Genomic DNA, 21,446 nt, shown 5'->3' with positions numbered 1-21,446 from the left:
ATACTAACTTACTTGTTTTTGCTTTTGTTTCGCTTTCGGTCCTGTAAATAGGCGTTCATTTCCCATAAGTAAAATACAAATAATACTTAGTACAGCTGGGATCAGTGCCCAGAAGAATGTGTTGGCAATAGATGTAGCGAGAGCTTCTTTAATACCAGTTAATATTTCTGCTGGAATCTTCTCGGTAGCACCTGGTGATAATAAGAAACTTGTGTCTCCACCTTTTGGAGCTAATTTTGCAAGTTCAGGAGGGAACACAGTGTTTAATTTATTAATAAAAATATGATTTTGAATTGTACCGAAAATCGTTACACCAAGAGTCATACCGAGTGAACGGAAGAATGAGTTTGTTGATGTAGCAGAACCACGGTCTCTCATTTCTAATTTATGGATAGAAGACATACTTAAAACTGAGAATGAGAAACCAACCCCAAGTCCAGCGAGAACCATAAATAGCGTTACGAGCATACGAGGTGTGTCCATTGTTAAGGTGCTTAGTAAATAAATACCAAGAACGAAGAAAACGCCAGATACCATCATAATGTTACGATAGCTTGTTCGTGAAGCTAACTGTCCACCTGTTTGACTTCCAATTACAGAGCCGACCATCATTGGTGTTAAAATTAATCCAGCATTTGAGGCTGATCCTCCGAGAACACCTTGAACGAAGATTGGGATATAAACTGTACAGATGATAAAAGCAGCACCATAGAAAAAGGCAACGCCTTGGCTAGCTGCAAATAAAGGTTTTTTAAATAGATGGAAAGAAATGATAGGCTCAGTTGCTTTTCGTTCTACGAAGAAGAAAATAATAAGCATAATAACAACAGTTGCAAATAAACCGATAATTACATTAGAGTCCCATGCATACGTTTTACCACCAAGTTCTAGTGCGAACATCAAGCAAATAATACTAATGACAAGTGTAATAGCACCAGCCCAATCAATTTTTTGTTTTCTAAATTCTAGAGATTCACTGTAGTATTTAGTAATGAAGAAGAAGGAGATAAGCCCTAATGGAATATTAATATAGAAGACCCAATGCCAACTTATATAGTCCGTAATATAGGCACCTAATAAAGGTCCAAATACACTTGATGTCCCGAAAACTGCACCGAATAGCCCTGTCATTTTCCCACGTTTTTCTGGCGGGAATATGTCATACATAATTGTGAAGGCGATAGGCATAAGGGCGCCACCACCAATACCTTGAATTGCTCTATAAATACTTAATTGTTCAATACTAGATGCTGTCCCGCAAAGTGCAGAGCCGAATAAGAAAAGAATGAGTCCACCAATATAAAAACGTTTCCGTCCGTACATATCAGAAAGTTTTCCGAAAATAGGCATCCCTGCCATTGTTGCTACCATATATGCCGATGTGACCCAAACAAACTTGTCAAATCCTCCTAAGTCTCCGACAATCGTCGCCATTGCGGTTGCAACAATTGTATTATCCATTGCTGCCATTAAAATACCAAGTAGTAAACCAGCAACAACAAACTTTGTATTGTTGGAGTCTTTTTTTGATAGTTGAGTTTCCAAATATGCCCCTCCTTTAATAATAAGTAAACTATATTAAGTTTTAAATGCAACGCATAAAAATCTAAAGCATAGTTCCTCTTAAATTCTCTTACATAAGTGCACTGACATGCCATAAAGAATATTATAGTCAAATTTGACTAAAAGGCAAACTTTTTCTTTCACCAAAATATCCTTTTGTATGGAAAGAAAAAGAGTGAGCAATACTGAATATTGTTATAAAGTCAATGAAGTAAATTGTAAAAAATATTTCAGTAAGAATACTTCCTGTTAACAGTTGAAAAATGGTTTTTTCTTTATATTGTCGAATAGGATAAAAGGAAGGGAACTATTAAATATCGTTTGTAACAAGCGTTCATCATTTTTGTAGTTTATTGTGTAAAGCGAAAGAATAGAATTGTATGGATGGTACATCTGAAATGAGGTGAATATATATTATGAAAATATGGAAGCGAATTTCGGATCAAGGAAGGGATACAATACCGTTACAGCCGGTATTGTGGATTGATGGCTCAAAAAAGGAAGGCGAACTTCCTAATGTAGCAGTTACATTACAAATCCGTAGTATGTATGAAGAAAAATTTTCATATGAACTAATCTATGATGTAAACGACATACTTATTATGCGAATTGAAGTTGAAAATAAAGGAATTGAAGTGATTTCACGAGTCGTTGTAAGTCATATGATTAGAGATTACTTTTCGTATATTCCGAATTCTCTGCAGGTTAATAAGGGGATGAGCGAGTTTTTATTCCAGCTTGTAAGGTGGAGAATCGATAATTTATTGCCGAACGAGAAGGTGGAACTAAGTTGTAAATTAAAAGCAAATAAAGATAAAGCGGTTAAAACTGCATTGTTTAAGGCTACATACACATTTCAACATAAAGCAGTCTCATATGGCCCATTGCAAACAAATGAAGTTGTGGTGCAGCAATGATAAAAAGGAACCTGTGCGAAAGGTTCCTTTTTTAATGGAGGTTGTGCTTCTTGAGTATTTTCTTTTGTTCGATTCCTTTTTTTCCTACATAGTTATTTTTATAACCAAAATATAGAATGAATAGAAATGAAATAACATTTACAATAGCGTCGATTTGATCGTTCGTAATAAAGTTTATTCCGAAAGAGGTAAATAGTAGCTTTAATGATAACAAAAAACCAGCTAGTAAACGTATAGCATCTGATAGATTTTCTTTTTGTAGCATATAGGTCACTCCTTTCTATAAACGATATATAGTATATATGAAATAGAATAAAAAAAGGAATACAAGCTCTAGCGGAAATGTACATAGAATATGTACATTTTTTATTTAGTAGAAAAACATTATTGTTATAGAAACATATATTGGTATAGAAAGGAGAGGAAGTATGAAACATAAAGGGAAGATTAGTGGATTATTACTAGGGAATACTGTTGCTGTTACGGAATGGATTGCGCTTCAGGATGTAATTGCAAAATTAGATTCGCGATCATTTTATACTGTCTTTATTATTTATATTTTGCAACTGTTGCTAAGTTGTTACTTTGGCCATTGGTACGATAAAAGAGAAAACGGACGTATGAATATGGAAGTAGGGGGAATGGCAAGTAATGATTTTGTTGTTGATTTTTTTGAAAAAGTAGCTGCTTTATCTGAACGAGATTCTCGCAATATTACAGTGTACATTCTTTCCGTTAAAGAATGGGAGGGATTAAAGGAAACAGTGCAAGAAAAAAAGTTGGAAGCGTTAGTACAGAGAGTGGAGTCTACTATTGTAAAGACGATTCGAAAAGGTGATGTCGTTACAAAATGGGATGAAAATAAATATGTTATTGTAGCGATTGATAATGGTCATGAAAAATCAACAATAACACGACGATTAATGAAAAATATTGAAAGTGAAATAGAAAGTGGTTTATTAAGTGTGACGCTATTATTTGGGGCCGCTAGTTATCCAGTAGAAGGGAAAACTTTTGAAGAATTGTTAAGAAAGGCACAGAATCAATTGTACCAGTATAGAAATTTGAAAGACAATGAGTAAAACTTTGAGTTAAAGAAGTATGATATGAAGAAATTCGGATTGTAACATTTTTTTGACTTTTATTACAAAAACAACTTTTATTGTAATAAAAGTCTTTAAAAATATATGAAATAGGCATATAATTATGATGGATGTGTCAATGCATTTGCACAATGTGTTTCATTTTAAAAGTGTAGAGGAAAACATGCTCTACACTTTTCCTTTTTAGGAAAGGAAAAGAATATTTGTAAGTTGTTGCGAGGTAGTATTTGTACTGTGTAAAATGAACAAAGAGATTATTTGATAGAAAGCGGAAAGGGAATGATAGATGTGAGAGATCGACAATCATCTTTTATCAGGTGAATTATTATAGTTGTTCTTCTAATTATTATGGCTCTGGTGAATTCCATTGTATTTTAAGGTAATACATAGTGTGAGTAGAGAATGAAAAGTGCAAAGTGAAATATACTTAGTAGATGGACATGAAACTGCTACATAATTCAAAGAGAATAACGTGAAAAATAATTTTAAGTAATAAATGTGTACAAGCATGATAAACAATACTGATGATCTTCGTAAAAAAGATGCGAGTGTGAAGTGTATAGAAGGATTATATGATTTTTATAGCTTTTTTACACAAGGATCGTTTATAAGTAGGAGGAAAAGATGTTGAAATATAGTAAATTAGCAATTGTAGCCGCATTATCAATGGTTTTATTAGCGGGTTGTTTCGGGCCAAAACCAGAAGAGGAATTATATGTAGCATTTGAAAATGCTGCCAAGCAAGAAAAGACAATGTTTGAAGATGCAAAAAAACTTGAAACCTTAGAGAAAGAAGGACAAGAATTATATAACCAAATTGTTCAAGAAGGAAAAGATAATAATCAAGTCGTTAAAGAAAAGCTGAATCAAGCAGTAAAGAATACAGATGAACGAGAAAAAGTGCTTACAAAAGAAAAAGAGGCTTTAAATAAAGCACAAGAAGAAGTGAAGTCAGCTGATAAGTACGTAAAGAAAATTGAGGATACTAAATTAAAAGACAAAGCGGATAAAGTTAAAAGTGCGTATGAGAAAAGACATGAGTCATTTAACAAGATGTTTGATAGCTATAATAAATCTTTAAAGCAAGAAAAAGAGTTATATACGATGCTACAGGATAAAGGTACAAAATTAAAAGATATTAGTGAGAAAGTTAAAGTAGTAAATCAATCGTATAAGGATATTGAGTCAGAAAAAGATAAGTTTAATGAATTCACGAAATCTTATAATACAGAAAAAGTTGCATTTTACAAGCAAGCCAATATTAAAATTAAAGAAGAGAAAAAATAAAACAGTTTGGCCTAACATAGGCCAAACTGTTTTATTTTTTTGTATAAGTACGGCTATACCATGGAACAGGTTCACTTAATTTTTTTTCTTGTTTCAGTGCTTCAGGACCAATATAATCTTGAAGTGTTTTTTTGGAAACTGTTAAAGACAAGGTTGTTTTCGGGTTTCGGTAGGAGGATTCAAGATGACCAAGATGTGGTAGGTTTCGAAAATCTTCTTTCGTAGGAGGGATGTGGAAATAATAATCGCCTAACCGTATAAGAACATCAGATTGTTGTTGGCTAAAACGTGGATTTCTAGAGAAATGTAATCCTTCTTTAATTGCTTTTTTTTCGGCGATTAAACGCTCTAAAGCTGTCTTTTTTAACCAGTATAAATATTTAGGGTTAGTTGCAGCTTTGGCATGACGATTCACAACGAAAATAGATTGAGCTAGTCGATTAATAGGATGTTGGTTTTGTAATTGAGATTGTGGTTGTGAAGGTTTCATATTGAATCTCCTTTCAATTTTTCATTATTATAACATAAATAAAAGAGGTTTTTATTATATGCAAAAAGTGATTGTATACATTTTCAATATTAAAGCAATATTGTTACAAAAAACAACTATTTTGTATAATAGTAATAGAATGTGTTTTGAAATTTGATAATGAAAGAGTGAGAAGTTTGAAAGAACTATTAAAACAACAATATGCCATTATAGATATTGGATCTAATACAATGCGTTTAGTTATTTATGAAAAGCAAAATGGAGGTTTTTATAAAGAAATTGAAAATACGAAAGTGGTTGCTCGGTTAAGAAATTATTTAATCGATGGTGTTTTGAATGAAGAAGGTAAAGAAGTATTGTTACAAACATTATTTCAATTTCAAGAAAGTACAAAATTCCATCAGCTGCATCATGTACTTTGTGTTGCAACGGCAACAATTAGACAGGCTGAGAATCAAGAGGAGATTAAAAAACTTGTTGAAGGACAAACAGACTTTACTCTTAGAGTGTTATCAGAATATGAGGAAGCACGTTACGGCTATTTAGCAGTTATGAATTCTACTTCGTTTTCGGAAGGAATAACAGTAGATATTGGTGGCGGAAGTACGGAAGTTACATATATTAAAAATAGAGAGATTTTAGAGTACCATAGTTTTCCTTTTGGTGCGCTTTCTTTAAAACATCTATTTATTAAAGGTGATATTCCTACTAAAGATGAATTAGAGGAAATTCGAGAGTATTTAGAGTGTCAATTTCGAACGTTACCATGGTTAATTGATAAGAAATTGCCTCTTATTGCAATTGGTGGTAGTGCGAGAAACTTAGCAAAAATCCACCAAAATTTAATAAACTATCCTATAGCGGGAGTACATTTATACAAAATGAAAGAAGAAGATATTGAAAATGTAAAAGGTACATTAGAAAAACAATCGTTTATCGAACTTCAGAAAATGGAAGGATTGGCAAAAGATCGAGCTGATACAATTATTCCAGCGGTTGAAGTATTTCATAAACTTGTAAATATTATAGAAGCAACGGCATTTGTATTAAGCAAAAAAGGATTAAGAGAAGGTGTTTTCTATGAAGAGTTGACGAAAGATTTAGGGATTTCATATTATCCGAATGTAGTTGAAGAAAGCTTACATTTGTTATCACACGAATATGAAATGGATATGGAATTTGTCATTCAACTTATTAAACATGGAAGATTGATTTGTAAACAACTCGAAGAAATGGGACTGATTTCTGTTTCAATAAAAGACTGGGAAGCATTCCATCAAGCAGCGAAAGTATTTAACATTGGAAAATATATAGATGAAGAAGCGAGTCGTTTACACACGTTTTATTTATTGGCGAATAAAACAATTGATGGCATGATGCATAAAGATCGAGTGAGGTTAGCGCTTATTGCATCTTATAAATCAAAAATGCTATTTAAACAACATTTATCTCCATTTGAAGGTTGGTTTGATAAAAGCGAACAAAAAAAAATCCGCCTATTAGGGGCTGTTTTACAATTTTCAGCTGCTTTAAATGTAAGACAAAGATCGCTTGTTGATACGATATCCATAACAGAAAATAAAGAAGGATTAACGTTTAGAATTTTATGTGAGCAATCGGCATTAGCAGAAAAAGTACAAGCTGAAAAACAAAAAAAGCAGCTAGAAAGAGTGTTAAAAACGAATATTAACTTGTCATTTGAATGAAAATGCTAGGTTGTACGGATGTCTTTACAAAAAATTTACACTTTATAATATTGTAATTTGCTAAAATAAAAGTAACTAAATTATAGTAAAAAAGTTTCAAGGGGAAGTGTGAAGAGAATGGAATTGTTGAAGGGGAACATCGTAAATTTAAATGATACAGCATATTATAATAACCGAGAGCTAAGTTGGTTAGCATTTAATGAACGTGTACTACAAGAAGCGCAAGATGAAAATAATCCACTCTTGGAAAGATTAAAGTTTATTAGTATTTTTAGCTCGAATTTAGATGAATTCTTTATGGTACGTGTAGCGGGTTTGAAAGATCAAGTGAGTGCTGGGTTTAATCAACCAGAAAATAAAGCTGGCTTAACACCAAAAAAACAATTAAATAAAATTGAGATAAAAGCCCATGAATTAATGACCGTACAATATGATACGTTTAAAAATTACGTATTGCCAGCGCTTGAATTAGAGGGGATTGAGCGTTTAACATTCCATGATTTGACGAAAGAACAGAGAGAATTTATAGAAGATTATTTTGATGAGCAAATTTTTCCGGTTTTAACGCCTGTAGCTATCGATGCATACCGTCCATTTCCGATGTTATTAAATAAAAGTTTGAACTTAGCTACTCTTTTATATGATGAGAAGCAAGTGGAGGAAGAAAACCGTACGAAGTTAGGAATTGTGCAAGTTCCTTCATTACTTGAACGCTTCATATTTTTACCGAGTGAAGGGCAAAAGCATAAATTTATTTTATTAGAAGACGTAATTAGTAGTTTTACTCATAAATTATTCACAGGATATAAAGTATCATCTGTTACTCGTTTCCGTATTACACGTAATGCGGATTTAACAATTCATGAAGAGGGTGCGAGGGATTTATTAAAGGTAATTGAAAAAGAGTTGAAAAAGCGTAAGTGGGGAGCTGCTGTACGTTTAGAAGTTGGCAAAGAACACATTGATGAAAGAGTATTAACATTATTATACGAGGTGTTGGAAGTAAAAGATGAAGATGTATATATAATGGATGGACCGTTAGATTTAACATGTTTATTCTCTTTATATAAAAAATTAGCACCATTATATGAACATCTCATTTATCCAGCCCTTATTCCGCAACCACCTCAAGACTTAGGTGATGAGGAAGATGTATTTGAAAAGGCGATTGAGCATGATATTTTATTACATCATCCTTTTGAATCGTTTCAGCCAGTAGTTGATTTTGTCCGTGATGCGGCAGACGATCCGAATGTACTTGCGATTAAACAAACATTATATCGAGTAAGTGGTGATTCTCCGATTATTCAGGCACTAAAAGTAGCAGCTGAAAAAGGAAAACAAGTCACAGTGTTGGTGGAGTTAAAAGCAAGGTTTGATGAAGAGAATAATGTTCATTGGGCTAAAGAATTAGAACAGGCTGGGTGTCACGTTATTTACGGTGTAAGTCACTTGAAAACGCATAGTAAAATTACGCTAGTTGTAAGAAGAAAAAACGGAAAAATCGAAAGATTCGTACATCTTGGAACCGGAAATTATAATGATGCAACAGCAAAGTTATATACCGATTTTGGCTATATTACATCACGAAAAGACTTTGGGGTCGATGCAACAAATTTCTTTAATTATTTAAGTGGTTATACAACGAAACCGCATTTTCACCATTTATCAGTTGCACCATTTGATATAAGAGAGCAATTTATGGATTTAATAGATGAAGAAATTCGTTATCATAGGCAATATGGAAATGGCTATATTATCGCTAAGATGAATTCACTAACGGATAAACCATTAATAAAAAAAATGTATGAAGCATCACAAGCGGGAGTAAAGGTAGAGCTCATCGTTCGAGGAACATGTTGTTTAAGACCTGGTATTCCAAATGTAAGTGAAAATATTCGTGTAGTTAGTGTTGTAGGAAGATATCTAGAACATAGCCGTATTTATTATTTCCATCATAATGGAGAGGAGAAAATATATTTATCTTCAGCTGATTGGATGACGCGAAATATGGAGAAACGAGTAGAAATATCCTTCCCAATTCTAGATATTGAAATGAAAGCAAGAATAAAGGCGATTTTACAGCTTACTTTAGCAGATAATGTGAAAACACGCGAACAAAATAAAGACGGTGACTACTATTATGTTATTAATAGTGGTGCAGAGGAGATTGATAGCCAAGTGAAGTTGTTTAAGATGGCGTATCAAAATACAGATGCTGAATAGCAAGAACAAAGTAAAAAACCTCTTATTAATAAGAGGTTTTTTACTTTGTTCTCTACTTATTATACGTTCTCAAAATAGAAGAATGTGTAGAGAGAATAGTTTTTATTGTAAGCATATTAATCGATTGTCTAATAGAGAGAATAGCGTTGGTAGAATTGTTGGCATACATTAATAATAGTATGGTTGTTGACAAGGTCCACCATAACAAGGATAAGGTGCTGGTGGCGGGTAAGGTGGTGGATAAGGTGGATAAAATGGTCTAGGGCCGAAAGCTAATGCTCCGCCGAGCAATCCACCAGCAATTCCAGCTAGAAATGGAACGCCAAAAAACGGAAAGAATCGTGAGTCGCCTACTGGGCCAATAGGTGCTGAACGAACTGGGATTGGTTGATAATATGGATACATGAACAAACCTCCTTTATTGGACTCACTTTTATCATATGGTAAACGAAACGTGGATGAGCGCGTACAAGAAAGGATATGTAAGAAAATAGGCGAATTATTACGAATGTTGTAGGGTGAAGAGTGTAATTTCAGGTTTTGACATAAACCGGAATGGGACACGTGTTCTTCCAAGTCCGCGATTGACATAGAGAGATAAGTCTTGAATGGAATAGAAGCCTTCAATGTAGTGTTTGGCAAGTGATGGGGTAACGATAGCACCTAAAAAAGGGATTTTTACTTGTCCGCCGTGGCTATGACCAGAAAGTTGCAAGTTGATTGGATATGTAGCAATTTGTGGCGCAATATCTGGCTCGTGAACAAGAACAATGTTATAAGTATTTTTCCGCGCTTGTTGTAGTGTTTCCGCTATTTTTGGTTTGCCAAGTAGTATATCATCGAGTCCGAAAATAGAAATTTCACTATTATCCAGTAGACGAATTCGTTTCTCGCTATTTTGTAATAGTTCAAATCCAGATTCACGCATGATGTGATCATAGTATTCAGTTCCATATCCGCCGTGATCATGGTTACCATAAATAGCAAATTTACCGAAGGGTGCTTGTATATTCTTTAAAATGGATGCAACGAAAGGAGTGTCAGTATATGTTTGGTAATTATCAATGAGATCACCAGTAAAAAGGACAATATCTGGGTTTGCAGCATTAATCTTAGAAATGATTTGAGATAAATGTTGGAGCGAGAAATAGTATCCGAGATGTAAATCGCTAAATTGAAGAATCTTCATACCATGAAAACTTTTTGGTATGAGCTGTGATTTTAGTGTGTGCTCTGTAAAAGAGATCATATGCGGCTCTATGTATTTAGCGTAATAGTAACCGATACTAGTGGTTATAAATGAATATAGACAAGTGCGTATTCCATTTTTCAAAAAATTTCTTCTTGTAATTTGCTTCATAAAAGTATGAGTATACCTATTTGATTTATATCATGTGTTTTCGTTCCATATACAGGCTACTCAAATCTCCTTTCAGTTTTTTTTAATATATTTAAAATAATAAAGAAGTAGTATAGCTTACGGAAAAATGAATGAAAAGAAGTCTCTTTAAGTTAAAATATCAGAAAAGTTTAAAAATATAAAGATTTCTATCAAATAAAATGATAAAATGAATGTGTATTCATTTTTGGGAGGGATATATGTGAAAGAGAAGGTAGTAATTATAACAGGTGGATCGAGTGGAATGGGAAAAGGAATGGCAACTCGTTTTGCAAAAGAAGGGGCACGAGTTGTTATTACAGGGCGTACAAAAGAAAAACTGGAGGAAACAAAGTTAGAGATTGAACAGTTTCCAGGGCAAATATTGCCTGTACAAATGGATGTACGAAATACTGAAGATATTCAGAAAATGATTGAACATATTGATGAAAAGTTCGGACGAATTGATATTTTAATAAATAATGCAGCTGGCAACTTTATTTGTCCAGCAGAAGATTTATCTGTGAATGGCTGGAATTCGGTCATTAATATTGTGTTAAATGGTACATTTTATTGCAGTCAAGCTGTCGGGAAGTATTGGATTGAGAAAGGTATAAAAGGAAATATCATTAATATGGTAGCGACATATGCATGGGATGCAGGTCCAGGAGTTATTCATTCGGCTGCAGCAAAAGCTGGCGTATTAGCAATGACTAAAACGCTTGCTGTTGAGTGGGGACGTAAATATGGAATACGAGTTAACGCTATCGCACCAGGGCCGATTGAACGTACGGGCGGTGCCGATAAATTATGGATTTCAGAAGAAATGGCTAAGCGTACACTACAAAGTGTGCCACTTGGAAGACTAGGTACGCCAGAAGAAATTGCGGGTCTAGCTTATTATATATGTTCAGATGAAGCTGCATACATAAATGGAACATGCATGACAATGGATGGAGGACAACACTTGCATCAATATCCATTTTAAGAGGGATGACCAAATGAATGTTTGATTCATTTTTTTTGTGGTAAAATGTGACGGAATTGTGACATGTGAAAGAAAGGTATTTACAAGAGGTTATATATACGGTATATTTAAGACCTCTTTTTTCTTCATAGTAGAATTGCTAATTCCCCTTAGCATTTTACCCCTCTAATCCCTTCAGGAAAACTGAAGGGATTTTTTATTATTTTTCCGTAAATATCGTGTTATAATTTTTGAAAAGTAAAGGGAGGGAAGCACGTTGATAGATGCATTAGATGTAATGAGTAACTTGGATAAAGTCCTTCCTTATTATCAAGCTATTTTTAGTGCTGATGAACATACAGTAATTGGATATGAAGTAGTAGGACGTATTCAAACAGAAGAGGGCATACAAAGTTTAGCTTCGTTCTTTCATGATGATTCTATTCCAAGTGAGTTTCAACTGGAAGCGGATAATATTATAGTAGAAAAAGCTTTAAACCGTTATTTAGAAAGCAATCAAAAATTGTTATTATTTATACATCGAAATGCTAACGTATTAATGAATGACGAAGATGAAAGTTTACTTCAACTTTTATTGATGTATGAAAAACAAGGTTTAAATTTGAACCACATTGTTTTAGAGATAACAGAGCATGAATGTAAAGAAGATATTGAGCAATTTAATCATTTGCTTATGTATTATCGTACATATGGTATTCAGATTTCGATTAATAAAGTTGGAACGGGTACAAGTAATTTAGAACGTATTAGCGTGTTAGCACCTGATATTTTAAAAGTAGATTTAACAAACTTAAGGCAAACTGCACTTATACAATCTTATCAAGATATTTTATATTCCTTATCTTTACTTGCAAGAAGAATTGGTGCAACGTTGTTATATGAAGAAATTGATGCTTTTTATCAACTACAATATGCTTGGAAAAACGGTGGTAGATACTATCAAGGTAATTATTTAAAAGAATGTTTACCTGATTTTATTGAAACGAATGTTTTAAAAGAGAGACTTGGTAATGAATGTCATCAATTTATTCAGCATGAGAAAAAGAAGTTGCAAAAAATTTATCATTTAACAGAGATGTTACGTGATCGAATTGGTGATGTTCTGTCAAAACAAAAAAAGAATGAAGATATAAATGATTGGTTATTACAATTTAGCCAAAGTATATCACAATGTAGTTTTCGCATATTTATTTGCAATGAAGATGGTTTTCAACAATCAGGTAATGTTATGAAAAAAGATGGGGAATGGATTGTGATGCCGGAGTATTATATGAAGAACTGGAGTTGGCGTCCGTATTTTCTTGAGAATATTATGAAAATGCGTTTTGAAAATAAGGCCAGACTTTCAGATTTATATGCCGATATTGAAACTGGTGAAATGGTACGAACATTTTCTTTCCCGATTGATGATGAAAACTTTTTATTTATAGATTTATCTTATGAATATTTATATGAAGAAGATGTTTTATTTTAATGCACGAAGAGATTCGTGCATTTTTTTGTTTGTTTTTATCAGAAATTGGTAATAGTGAAAATGGTGATGAAAATGCTGTCTATCGTTGTAAAGATTTTACGAACGAAACCATCCCTTTCTTTGCATAATCATTGTTACAATGAATACTACAAAGACAAGTTCTTTTAAAAGGAAGGTGAAAAAATGAGGAAATATGGAATATGGCTTGTTCTATTTGTATGTGTTGCCTTTCTAGTTGGTTATAGTGTTACAACTGTTTTAGGAAAAGAGGAATTGAAAGTCGATCGGAAAGACGTGTTTACAACGATACAAAAAGGCTATGAAACCCAATTTTCAATTCGCGGGAAGCATTTGCCGATGAATAAGATGATAGAGACGTTATCACCGTATTTTACAGATAATTTCCTTCAAGTATTTACAGATGAAAATAGTAGAAGTGATAAACAAAGTGGTGAATATTTACTTCCAGCAAAAGAAGCACCGTTTTCTTTTAATTCGGAAACGAAAATGGCGTATGATGAAGAGCATAAAAATTTATATGTATATGAGCGGGCGAAAAGTGGACAATATCAAATTGTAACATTGAAAAGGGATCAAGATAAATGGAAATTAGCAGGGTATCATGAAAGCCAAGAACTTTTAACTGAAATAAAAAGGTTACAACAATTATAAAGTGCAACTTTAATCAGTGGGGGCTTTATATCCCACTGATTATTAGCTTTCATCAATCGGGAGTTTTACTGCCCATAAATAACGAGATAAAAATAGGAATAGGTATTTACCTATTCCTATTCTATATTGAGTAGCTGTTGTAATTTTTCGATTTGAAAACCTGCAACCACTTCACCGTCGATTACAACTGTTGGAGTTGAATAGGAATCATAGTCGTATAAAAGGCGATCGCGAGCAGCAGCGTCTTTTTTTACGTCAAATTCTTCATATGCAACGTTATTATGCTTTAAAAATTCTTTCACAATGACACATGGCGGACAATCAGGTTGTGTGTAAACCTCAATTTTTTTCATTGTAATTCCTCCTTTTTTCTGTTTTTTATTATATTATTCCAGTATGGAAATCGCAATAAAGAAGGAAAAAGATGTTCTTTCTGTGTTTTCCTTTGCATTTCGACAAATTTTTAGTTGAGTTTCTGGCCAATAACCTTTATCCTAGACTGTGGAACATTTTTTCTGTTATGACGGATAGAATGAGTATAGCTGTAAAACCTATTGGTAGGAAGATTAGAGAAAGGAGAGATTTCATGTCTCTACTCCAAGGAATTTTAACACGACTTGTTAGTCTACAAGAACAAGCTGTAAGCGGTGAAGTAGCACAACGCTATTTTGAAGTGAACGGTGAGCGCAAATGTAGCGTGAAATTTTTCGATAAAAGTGAAATGTATGAATTAGAAGTGTATCAACAAGGTGAAAAACCTCAAGTGTATCAATTCGATAATATCGATATGGTTGCAATTGAGATTTACGATATCATTTCTTGATACATATAAAAAAGGTACTGCCTATGGCAGTACCTTTTTTAGTTCTTTTACTTTCCAGTATATATGTATAGGAATTTTTCGTTTTTCCTACAATGGTAATAAAGTGAGACTTTAATCAGTGGAAGTGCTTATTATCGACTGATGATTGGCCTACATCAATCAGGAGTTTTACTGCTCGAAAAGAGCGTGATAAAAATAAATAGGAGGTGTGTTATGTGGAACGTTTACCAGTTGTGATCTGTCCTAATTGCCACAATTCTGCAGAGATTATTCATGTATTAACGGCTCAATCGAATCAAAATGTAATTTATACTTGCCAAGTTTGTCATTTTGTAATGCGAAATATTGAGACGAATAAAGGATAGTAAGTTATAATTTTTGTTTTTGTCCCATACAATGAGAATACGAAAAGTCTGTCTAATAGAAAGGACGTGACTATGTGGACGGTGGGCATAAATTCTATAATGTTTCAGAGAGACATTTGAATTTTGATACGGTCTTTAACCGCATTTGTAGTTTCATTGAAAAGGATCCACGAAATTTATATCGATTATCTATTGGGACAGACTCACAGGCACATCAAAAAGATACGAGATTTATTACGGCAATCCATATTCACCGTGTTGGAAAAGGTGCTTGGGGATGTTTACACCATAGGTCAGTAAAAGATAAGCCGGCAACATTACGGGAGAAAATATATTTAGAAACACAGTTTAGTCAAGAAATCGCTTGCCTATTTACTCCTAACCATATACAAACCATATGGGATTTATTGCATCCATATGCTCAAGATGGGGCTGGGTTCATAATGGAAATTCATTTGGACATAGGGAATGATGGTTTAACAAAAGAATTTATTTTAGATATGACAGCGAAAATTCAAGCGATGGGATTAACTGCAAAAATTAAGCCGGATGCTTATGCGGCATTTAGTTATGCAAATCGATATACGAAATAATTTTTATATGGTTACAATTGTTACATGTTTTTATTAAAAACTGAATATTACATCTACTAAATAAGTTGGAAATTTTATATAATGAGAGTAACGATGGGATTATAAGGAGAGGGGTATATGCAAAGGGAATTTGTTTTAACGAAAGAAGAAGAAAGTTTGTTACTAGATATTCTATTTCAACAAAATTATGCGAGTGAAATTTTAGCTGTAGAACTTACAGATATTGAGAATGGTTTGAAACAGACAGATGTGACGCAATATAAAAAAATCACAAGGTTATTTTACAGATTAAAAAATAAAGGGTATTAAGCGCTACCGTAATGGTAGTCTTTTTTTTGTGTTGTATGCTAAAATAGCTGTGTAATTGTATTTTTATTGAAATAAAGTTAGGACAAAATAATAATGTGAAAACGCTGTCATAAAATAAGAATAGAGTCGATGAATATAAGCAGGAAAAAGGGAAAATGGGGGATGTAACATGATTAGTATTCCGAAAGACGAGTTTCAGCAAATTCTTGTGAAAGATTTAATGATTTCATCAGAAAAAGTAGCACATGTCCAAATTGGGAATGGATTAGAGCATGCTTTACTCGTTCTTGTGAAATCTGGATATTCGGCAATACCTGTTTTAGACCCAATGTATAAATTACATGGGTTGATTAGTACTGCTATGATTTTAGATGGTATGTTAGGGTTAGAGCGCATTGAGTTTGAAAGACTTGATGATATGAAAGTAGAACAAGTGATGAAGGAAGATATTCCGGTTCTTAAGTTAGAAGATTCATTTGCAAAAGCTTTAGAAATGACAATTGATCATCCTTTTATTTGTGCTGTAAATGAAGAAGGGTATTTCGAGGGGATTTTAACACGTAGAGCTATTTTAAAATTATTGAATAAAAAAGTACGGCAGCATAATCGATAAATAATAGGAGGAAAGTGACTTCATAGAAACGGAGAAGTCACTTTTTTTCGTGCATATCAGTTGTGTATGTATTATATTTAAAAAGACATAAAACATAAGGAAAGTTCGAACTGAAAAATTGTATTTTTTGTATAAAAGTATTCAGTTAAATTCAGGATGAAAAGCTTATTGAAATAAGGTGTATGGAAGCTAAGGAAAGAGGGAGAAAGTTGCAAATTGATGATTTTCAAATGATGGTTGTGTTAGCCCAGGAATCAAATATGAGAAAAGCGGCGGAACGTTTATTTGTTTCCCAACCTGCGCTTAGTCAACGATTACAATCTATGGAGAAACAATGGGGAATGAAATTTTTTATTCGTTCACAAAAAGGATTGACAATTACACCTGAAGGGGAAAAAGTCGCAAATTATGCAAAAGAAATGTTACAAAGAGAAGAGAATATTAAGAGCGAACTGGCAGTTTTTAGAACGGAAACATATGGAACGTTAAAAATAGCTGTTGCATCGGTTATTGGTCAATATTGGCTCCCTCCTGTGTTGAAAAAGTTTGTACAAAAGTATCCTTCTGTGAAGATATCGCTGTTTACTGGCTGGAGTAGTGAAGTGCAAAAGCAATTTTATGAGGGCGATGTTCATGTAGCTATATTAAGGGGATCACAGGAATATAAAGGACAAAAGCAACAATTATTTGAAGATGAATTATATTTAGTCGATAAAGAAATAAAAGATATTTCGATGTTAAAAGAAACAAATAGACCATTTATTCAATTTAAAAGTGATTCGACTTATTATGGTCAAATACAAAATTGGTGGTATGGGTTATTCTCTAACCCACCTAAGCGAACAATTGTAGTTGATCAAATTGAGACGTGCAAACAACTTGTTCTAAATGGTATAGGTTATGCGTTATTGCCTTCTACAGTATTAAAAGAAGTGCAGGAAAATATGTATAAAACACCTGTTCAATTAACGAGAGAAACATGGTTGTTAACGAGTGAATCAGCAAGACAATTGAAGCAAGTACAAGCGTTTTTAGAAATTATAGAAGAAATTCAAAGGGAAAAATAAGATTATTGTCTTGCTACTCGCTCTATCGTTTGGTAGAGTAACAATATAAATGGATTTAGGAGGCAACAAGAATGAAAATGATGGACGCTAACGAAATTATTTCGTTTATTCAAAAAAGTGAAAAGAAAACTCCTGTAAAGGTATACATAAAAGGGGATTTAAAAGAAGTAACGTTCCCTGAAACAGTACAAGCATTTGTAAATAAAAAATCTGGTGTAGTATTCGGAGAATGGTCTGAAATTAAGACAATTCTTGATGAAAATAGCAAGCACATTGTTGACTATGTAGTTGAGAACGATCGTCGTAATTCTGCAATCCCAATGCTTGATTTAAAAGGTATTAAAGCTCGTATTGAGCCAGGCGCAATTATTCGTGACCACGTTGAAATTGGTGACAACGCTGTTATCATGATGAATGCAACAATTAACATCGGTGCTGTAATTGGCGAAGGTACTATGATCGACATGAACGCAGTGCTTGGTGGACGTGCAACGGTTGGGAAAAACTGTCACGTAGGTGCAGGTGCTGTACTTGCGGGTGTTATTGAGCCACCTTCTGCAAAACCAGTTATCGTTGAAGACGATGTTGTAATTGGTGCAAATGTAGTTGTTTTAGAGGGCGTTACAGTAGGTAAAGGTGCAGTTGTAGCAGCAGGAGCTGTTGTAACAGAAGATGTGCCTCCATATACAGTTGTTGCGGGAACTCCAGCACGTGTAATTAAAGAAATTGATGAGAAGACAAAAGCGAAAACTGAAATCAAACAAGAGCTTCGTCAATTAAACCCAGAGAAATAAAAAACAAAAAGCGTAAGAGCATAAATAGGCTCTTGCGCTTTTTATAGATAGAGGTGCAAAAATGACAGTAAGCAAATTTGTCCAAGTTCGTAGAGATTTACACAAAATCCCGGAAATTGGATTTAAAGAGTGGAAAACACAACAGTACATTTTAGAGTATATAGAAACACTTCCTAACGAATATTTGGAAGTGAGAACATGGAAAACAGGTGTAATTGTTAAAGTAAATGGGAAAAGCCCAGAGAAAATAATAGGTTATCGCGCAGATATAGATGGTTTGCCAATAACAGAGGAAACTGGATACGAATTTGCTTCTGTACATAAAGGAATGATGCATGCATGTGGACATGATTTGCATACAACAATTGGTCTAGGCCTCCTAACAGCAGCTGTGAGTGAAAGAATAGATGATGACCTTGTGTTTCTATTCCAGCCGGCAGAAGAAGGTCCAGGTGGCGCTCTTCCTATGTTAGAAAGTGAAGAGCTAAAAGGATGGAAGCCTAATATAATTCTTGGTCTTCATATTGCACCAGAATACGCTGTAGGAACAATTGCGACAAAAGAAGGTCTGTTATTTGCGAATACATCAGAATTATATGTTGATTTAAAAGGAAAAGGTGGACATGCGGCTTATCCACATACTGCGAATGATATGATTGTTGCAGCCAGTCACCTTGTTACACAACTTCAATCCGTTATTAGTCGTAATGTGAATCCTCTTGACAGTGCGGTAATTACAATTGGGAAAATAACAGGTGGTACAGTTCAAAATATTATCGCAGAAAAATCTCGTTTAGAAGGAACGATTCGAACATTATCAGTGGAATCAATGAAGCGTGTGAAAAGCAGAATTGAGGCAATTGTTGCAGGTATCGAAGCTTCTTTCCAGTGTGAGGCGATTATAGATTACGGAGCAATGTATCATCAAGTATATAACCACGAAGAGTTAACGAGAGAGTTTATGCAATTTGTACATAAACAAACTGATATGAATGTTATTACATGTACTGAGGCAATGACAGGTGAAGATTTTGGTTATATGCTTCGAGAAATCCCTGGATTTATGTTTTGGCTTGGAGTAAATTCAGAATATGGTTTACATCATGCGAAATTAAAACCAGACGAAGAAGTGATTGAAAAGGCAATTACATTTTTAAGCCAATATGTAAAGTGGAAAGGAAATAGAAAATAAAACTTCCGCTTTCTTGAAGGTTCCAAAAAACTTTTTGTTCTGAGGTGTAAGTAACGCTCGTATAGATTGATTTTAGACATTTACATACAAATGAAAGAATTAAAGTTAATTGTACTGTTTTAATAATGAGCAGGGGGTTTTAGCCACTGCTCATTATTAATTATTTGACTAACTTATATATGTTTACTTTTAGTATGAAAAGTGTGTAAAATCAATGTGAAACATAGAAAAAAGGGTGGGGAATTACGTGCAAATTAGCAGTGCGATTTTATGTTTCGTCTTATATGCGTATGTTATTATTGCGGCGGTTTATTTTGGAATAAGTTTTTATGCCTATCGTCTAGTAGATAATAATGAATATGACGAAACATACAAATGGGTGAAGAGGTATTTATCACCTGTACTAGAAATTATGAATGGGTTTGTGCTCTTTTTATTTATTGGATTAATTGCTTTCTCAACGAGTTTAGTAGGGAATAAAACTACATTATTTGTACTAGGTATCATTATTTTTATGCTGCTAGGTATACGAATTGGTAATACGGTCTTTTGGAATGAAAGAAAAGTAGATGGTTGGACGGGAATGTTAATCCCGTGTATGCTAGCTGCAATCGTGACAAATATAGAGCATGAATATTATCAATTACACTTTTGGCTTATTATCGTTTTAACGATTCTTTCTGTTTTGTATATAAGTACAGTAGTACTAACATACATTGCATATGAAAAAGGAGATGTTCAAGGTACCCGCTTCTTTAGAGGGCGAGCGCTATTCTGGAGTGTGCCAACAATGGCGGTTATCGGGATTATTGCGATATTAGTGAATGGATACCAATTTTCTAATTGGCAACTGTTGTTAGAAAATTGGTGGATTTTCATCGTTTCATTTATTGCTTTTTTAGGCGCAACGCATTATTTATTCCATCAACATCATTACATATGGGCGCTTGTATTTGCTTTTACGCAGCTTCTATTTGCTTTTTTCGGCCAAGAAACGTTATTGTTCGTTTTTGAAACATTTAGTTCGTTTGGAAATATATTTGTATTTGGTATGTTACTTGTTGGTATCGCCTTTTATTTACAACAATATTTTTATATACAAAAACAAAAATAAGTATGATTTACACATTTTTGTGACGTATATAAAGTATGTTACAATGAAAATACATAGTACTTGAAGTTATTGGAGGAATTCCTGTGAGTGAGAAAGAAAAAGAATTTGCTGTCATCGGGCTTGGGCGTTTCGGTGGAAGTATTTGCCGAGAACTAGCTCAATTAGGTATGGAAGTAATGGCAATTGATTCAGATGAGGATAAAATTAATGAGTTTGCAAATATAGCTTCACATGCTGTAATTGCAGATTCAACAGATGAGATGGTATTGAAAAGTCTCGGCATTCGTAATTTTGATCATGTAGTCGTTGCTATTGGAGATAATTTAAATTCAAGTATTTTAACAACGTTAATTTTGAAAGAGTTAGGTGTAAAAAATATTACTGTAAAAGCTCAAAATGACTATCATGAAAAAGTATTAAGTAAGATAGGTGCAGATCACATTGTACATCCAGAGCGTGATATGGGAAAACGGATTGCTAATAATATTGCATCAAGTAATGTATTAGACTATCTTGAGCTTTCAGATGAGCATAGTATTGTAGAGATTATTGCAAATAAAAAAATTGATGGGCACTCTTTAATTGAATTAGATATTCGTGCGAAGTTTGGATTGAATATTGTAGCAATTAAACGTGGTAAAGAAGTTATCGTCTCTCCTCGAGCTACGGAAAATATTCAAGCGGGGGATATATTAATTGTAATTGGTCATGATGACGAAGTAGATCGTTTTAAACACTTTTTAAGATAAGAGAAAAGGACAATGCCATGAAG

25 protein-coding genes are annotated in these 21,446 nt (G+C 33.6%); 19 read left to right on the top strand and 6 right to left on the bottom strand.

What is annotated here, in order from left to right; translation table 11 throughout:
• Window positions 1-3: 3 nt before the first annotated feature.
• A complete protein-coding gene (locus ACS2MN_RS13565) occupies window positions 4-1,545 on the bottom strand; it encodes an MDR family MFS transporter (protein ID WP_000449889.1) in 1,542 nt (513 codons plus the stop codon).
• A gap of 434 nt (window positions 1,546-1,979) precedes the next feature.
• Between ACS2MN_RS13565 and ACS2MN_RS13560 the strand changes: the two genes are divergently transcribed.
• Window positions 1,980-2,480 (top strand): hypothetical protein, encoded by a 501-nt coding sequence (locus tag ACS2MN_RS13560; RefSeq protein ID WP_000708173.1) that lies wholly within the window; start codon window positions 1,980-1,982, stop codon window positions 2,478-2,480.
• 31 nt (window positions 2,481-2,511) lie between these two features.
• Here ACS2MN_RS13560 and ACS2MN_RS13555 read toward each other — a convergent pair whose 3' ends face one another.
• Window positions 2,512-2,745, bottom strand: coding sequence for an SPP1 phage holin family protein (locus tag ACS2MN_RS13555; RefSeq protein WP_000939445.1), 234 nt, complete (start codon window positions 2,743-2,745; stop codon window positions 2,512-2,514).
• Window positions 2,746-2,908: 163 nt separating this feature from the next.
• On the opposite strand from ACS2MN_RS13555, the gene ACS2MN_RS13550 reads away from it, so the two are divergent.
• Both ACS2MN_RS13550 and ACS2MN_RS13545 read left to right on the top strand, forming a co-directional pair.
• A complete protein-coding gene (locus tag ACS2MN_RS13550) occupies window positions 2,909-3,562 on the top strand; it encodes a diguanylate cyclase domain-containing protein (protein WP_000680808.1) in 654 nt (217 codons plus the stop codon).
• A gap of 645 nt (window positions 3,563-4,207) precedes the next feature.
• Window positions 4,208-4,870, top strand: a complete 663-nt coding sequence (locus ACS2MN_RS13545; RefSeq protein WP_000922475.1) for a YkyA family protein — start codon at window positions 4,208-4,210, stop codon at window positions 4,868-4,870.
• Window positions 4,871-4,901: 31 nt separating this feature from the next.
• On the opposite strand, the gene ACS2MN_RS13540 is transcribed toward ACS2MN_RS13545, so the two are convergent.
• Entirely contained in the window at window positions 4,902-5,360 is a 459-nt protein-coding gene (locus ACS2MN_RS13540) for a YkyB family protein (RefSeq protein ID WP_000804859.1), read from the bottom strand.
• Window positions 5,361-5,536: 176 nt separating this feature from the next.
• Between ACS2MN_RS13540 and ACS2MN_RS13535 the strand changes: the two genes are divergently transcribed.
• The gene (locus ACS2MN_RS13535) at window positions 5,537-7,066 is read left to right on the top strand and encodes a Ppx/GppA family phosphatase (protein ID WP_000661381.1); all 1,530 of its coding nucleotides are present in this window, start codon (window positions 5,537-5,539) and stop codon (window positions 7,064-7,066) included.
• 117 nt (window positions 7,067-7,183) lie between these two features.
• Complete coding sequence (locus tag ACS2MN_RS13530; protein WP_000421686.1) at window positions 7,184-9,292, top strand: polyphosphate kinase; 2,109 nt, start codon at window positions 7,184-7,186, stop codon at window positions 9,290-9,292.
• A 168-nt stretch (window positions 9,293-9,460) separates the two neighbouring features.
• Here the strand turns inward: ACS2MN_RS13530 and ACS2MN_RS13525 are convergent, their stop codons facing one another.
• Both ACS2MN_RS13525 and ACS2MN_RS13520 read right to left on the bottom strand, forming a co-directional pair.
• Window positions 9,461-9,697 carry a hypothetical protein gene (locus ACS2MN_RS13525; RefSeq protein ID WP_000283739.1) on the bottom strand — a complete coding sequence of 79 codons (237 nt, stop codon included), beginning with the start codon at window positions 9,695-9,697 and terminating at the stop codon, window positions 9,461-9,463.
• 97 nt (window positions 9,698-9,794) lie between these two features.
• Window positions 9,795-10,652, bottom strand: a complete 858-nt coding sequence (locus ACS2MN_RS13520) for a metallophosphoesterase (protein ID WP_015000920.1) — start codon at window positions 10,650-10,652, stop codon at window positions 9,795-9,797.
• Between the two features lie 241 nt (window positions 10,653-10,893).
• Between ACS2MN_RS13520 and fadH the strand changes: the two genes are divergently transcribed.
• The 4 genes from fadH (at window position 10,894) to ACS2MN_RS13500 (ending at window position 13,804) form a co-directional block, all read left to right on the top strand.
• Window positions 10,894-11,658 (top strand): 2,4-dienoyl-CoA reductase, encoded by a 765-nt coding sequence (gene fadH / locus ACS2MN_RS13515; protein ID WP_000660910.1) that lies wholly within the window; start codon window positions 10,894-10,896, stop codon window positions 11,656-11,658.
• A 256-nt stretch (window positions 11,659-11,914) separates the two neighbouring features.
• Window positions 11,915-13,132, top strand: coding sequence for an EAL domain-containing protein (locus ACS2MN_RS13510; protein ID WP_000564311.1), 1,218 nt, complete (start codon window positions 11,915-11,917; stop codon window positions 13,130-13,132).
• Complete coding sequence (locus ACS2MN_RS13505) at window positions 13,132-13,260, top strand: hypothetical protein (RefSeq protein WP_000544074.1); 129 nt, start codon at window positions 13,132-13,134, stop codon at window positions 13,258-13,260. The genes ACS2MN_RS13510 and ACS2MN_RS13505 overlap by 1 nt, the downstream gene beginning before the upstream one ends.
• 55 nt (window positions 13,261-13,315) lie before the next feature.
• Window positions 13,316-13,804, top strand: a complete 489-nt coding sequence (locus ACS2MN_RS13500) for a DUF3993 domain-containing protein (RefSeq protein WP_001233803.1) — start codon at window positions 13,316-13,318, stop codon at window positions 13,802-13,804.
• A 116-nt stretch (window positions 13,805-13,920) separates the two neighbouring features.
• Here ACS2MN_RS13500 and ACS2MN_RS13495 read toward each other — a convergent pair whose 3' ends face one another.
• A complete protein-coding gene (locus tag ACS2MN_RS13495) occupies window positions 13,921-14,157 on the bottom strand; it encodes a glutaredoxin family protein (protein ID WP_000717871.1) in 237 nt (78 codons plus the stop codon).
• Between the two features lie 233 nt (window positions 14,158-14,390).
• On the opposite strand from ACS2MN_RS13495, the gene ACS2MN_RS13490 reads away from it, so the two are divergent.
• The 10 genes from ACS2MN_RS13490 (at window position 14,391) to ACS2MN_RS13445 (ending at window position 21,423) form a co-directional block, all read left to right on the top strand.
• Window positions 14,391-14,627, top strand: a complete 237-nt coding sequence (locus tag ACS2MN_RS13490) for a YkuJ family protein (protein WP_000055152.1) — start codon at window positions 14,391-14,393, stop codon at window positions 14,625-14,627.
• A 215-nt stretch (window positions 14,628-14,842) separates the two neighbouring features.
• On the top strand, window positions 14,843-14,992 hold the full coding sequence (locus ACS2MN_RS13485) for a hypothetical protein (protein WP_000440536.1): 150 nt from the start codon (window positions 14,843-14,845) through the stop codon (window positions 14,990-14,992).
• Between the two features lie 74 nt (window positions 14,993-15,066).
• Complete coding sequence (locus ACS2MN_RS13480; protein ID WP_000348650.1) at window positions 15,067-15,585, top strand: ribonuclease H-like YkuK family protein; 519 nt, start codon at window positions 15,067-15,069, stop codon at window positions 15,583-15,585.
• A 117-nt stretch (window positions 15,586-15,702) separates the two neighbouring features.
• Window positions 15,703-15,894, top strand: a complete 192-nt coding sequence (gene abbA / locus ACS2MN_RS13475; protein WP_001188532.1) for an antirepressor AbbA — start codon at window positions 15,703-15,705, stop codon at window positions 15,892-15,894.
• 169 nt (window positions 15,895-16,063) lie between these two features.
• Window positions 16,064-16,507, top strand: a complete 444-nt coding sequence (gene cbpB, locus ACS2MN_RS13470; RefSeq protein WP_000623575.1) for a cyclic-di-AMP-binding protein CbpB — start codon at window positions 16,064-16,066, stop codon at window positions 16,505-16,507.
• Between the two features lie 182 nt (window positions 16,508-16,689).
• Window positions 16,690-17,574, top strand: coding sequence for a LysR family transcriptional regulator (locus ACS2MN_RS13465; RefSeq protein ID WP_002039481.1), 885 nt, complete (start codon window positions 16,690-16,692; stop codon window positions 17,572-17,574).
• Window positions 17,575-17,645: 71 nt separating this feature from the next.
• Window positions 17,646-18,368, top strand: coding sequence for a 2,3,4,5-tetrahydropyridine-2,6-dicarboxylate N-acetyltransferase (gene dapD, locus ACS2MN_RS13460; protein ID WP_000783253.1), 723 nt, complete (start codon window positions 17,646-17,648; stop codon window positions 18,366-18,368).
• A gap of 61 nt (window positions 18,369-18,429) precedes the next feature.
• A complete protein-coding gene (locus tag ACS2MN_RS13455; RefSeq protein ID WP_000218682.1) occupies window positions 18,430-19,560 on the top strand; it encodes an N-acetyldiaminopimelate deacetylase in 1,131 nt (376 codons plus the stop codon).
• A 247-nt stretch (window positions 19,561-19,807) separates the two neighbouring features.
• Window positions 19,808-20,674 carry a hypothetical protein gene (locus ACS2MN_RS13450; RefSeq protein WP_001167326.1) on the top strand — a complete coding sequence of 289 codons (867 nt, stop codon included), beginning with the start codon at window positions 19,808-19,810 and terminating at the stop codon, window positions 20,672-20,674.
• 83 nt (window positions 20,675-20,757) lie between these two features.
• Window positions 20,758-21,423: a potassium channel family protein gene (locus ACS2MN_RS13445; RefSeq protein WP_001290442.1), complete on the top strand. Its 666-nt coding sequence runs from the start codon at window positions 20,758-20,760 to the stop codon at window positions 21,421-21,423.
• The last annotated feature ends 23 nt before the right edge of the window (window positions 21,424-21,446 follow it).

Source organism: Bacillus cereus group sp. BceL062, from assembly GCF_051780025.1.
GTDB classification, from domain to species: domain Bacteria; phylum Bacillota; class Bacilli; order Bacillales; family Bacillaceae_G; genus Bacillus_A; species Bacillus_A toyonensis.
This window is presented reverse-complemented; position numbering and strand designations above follow the sequence as displayed.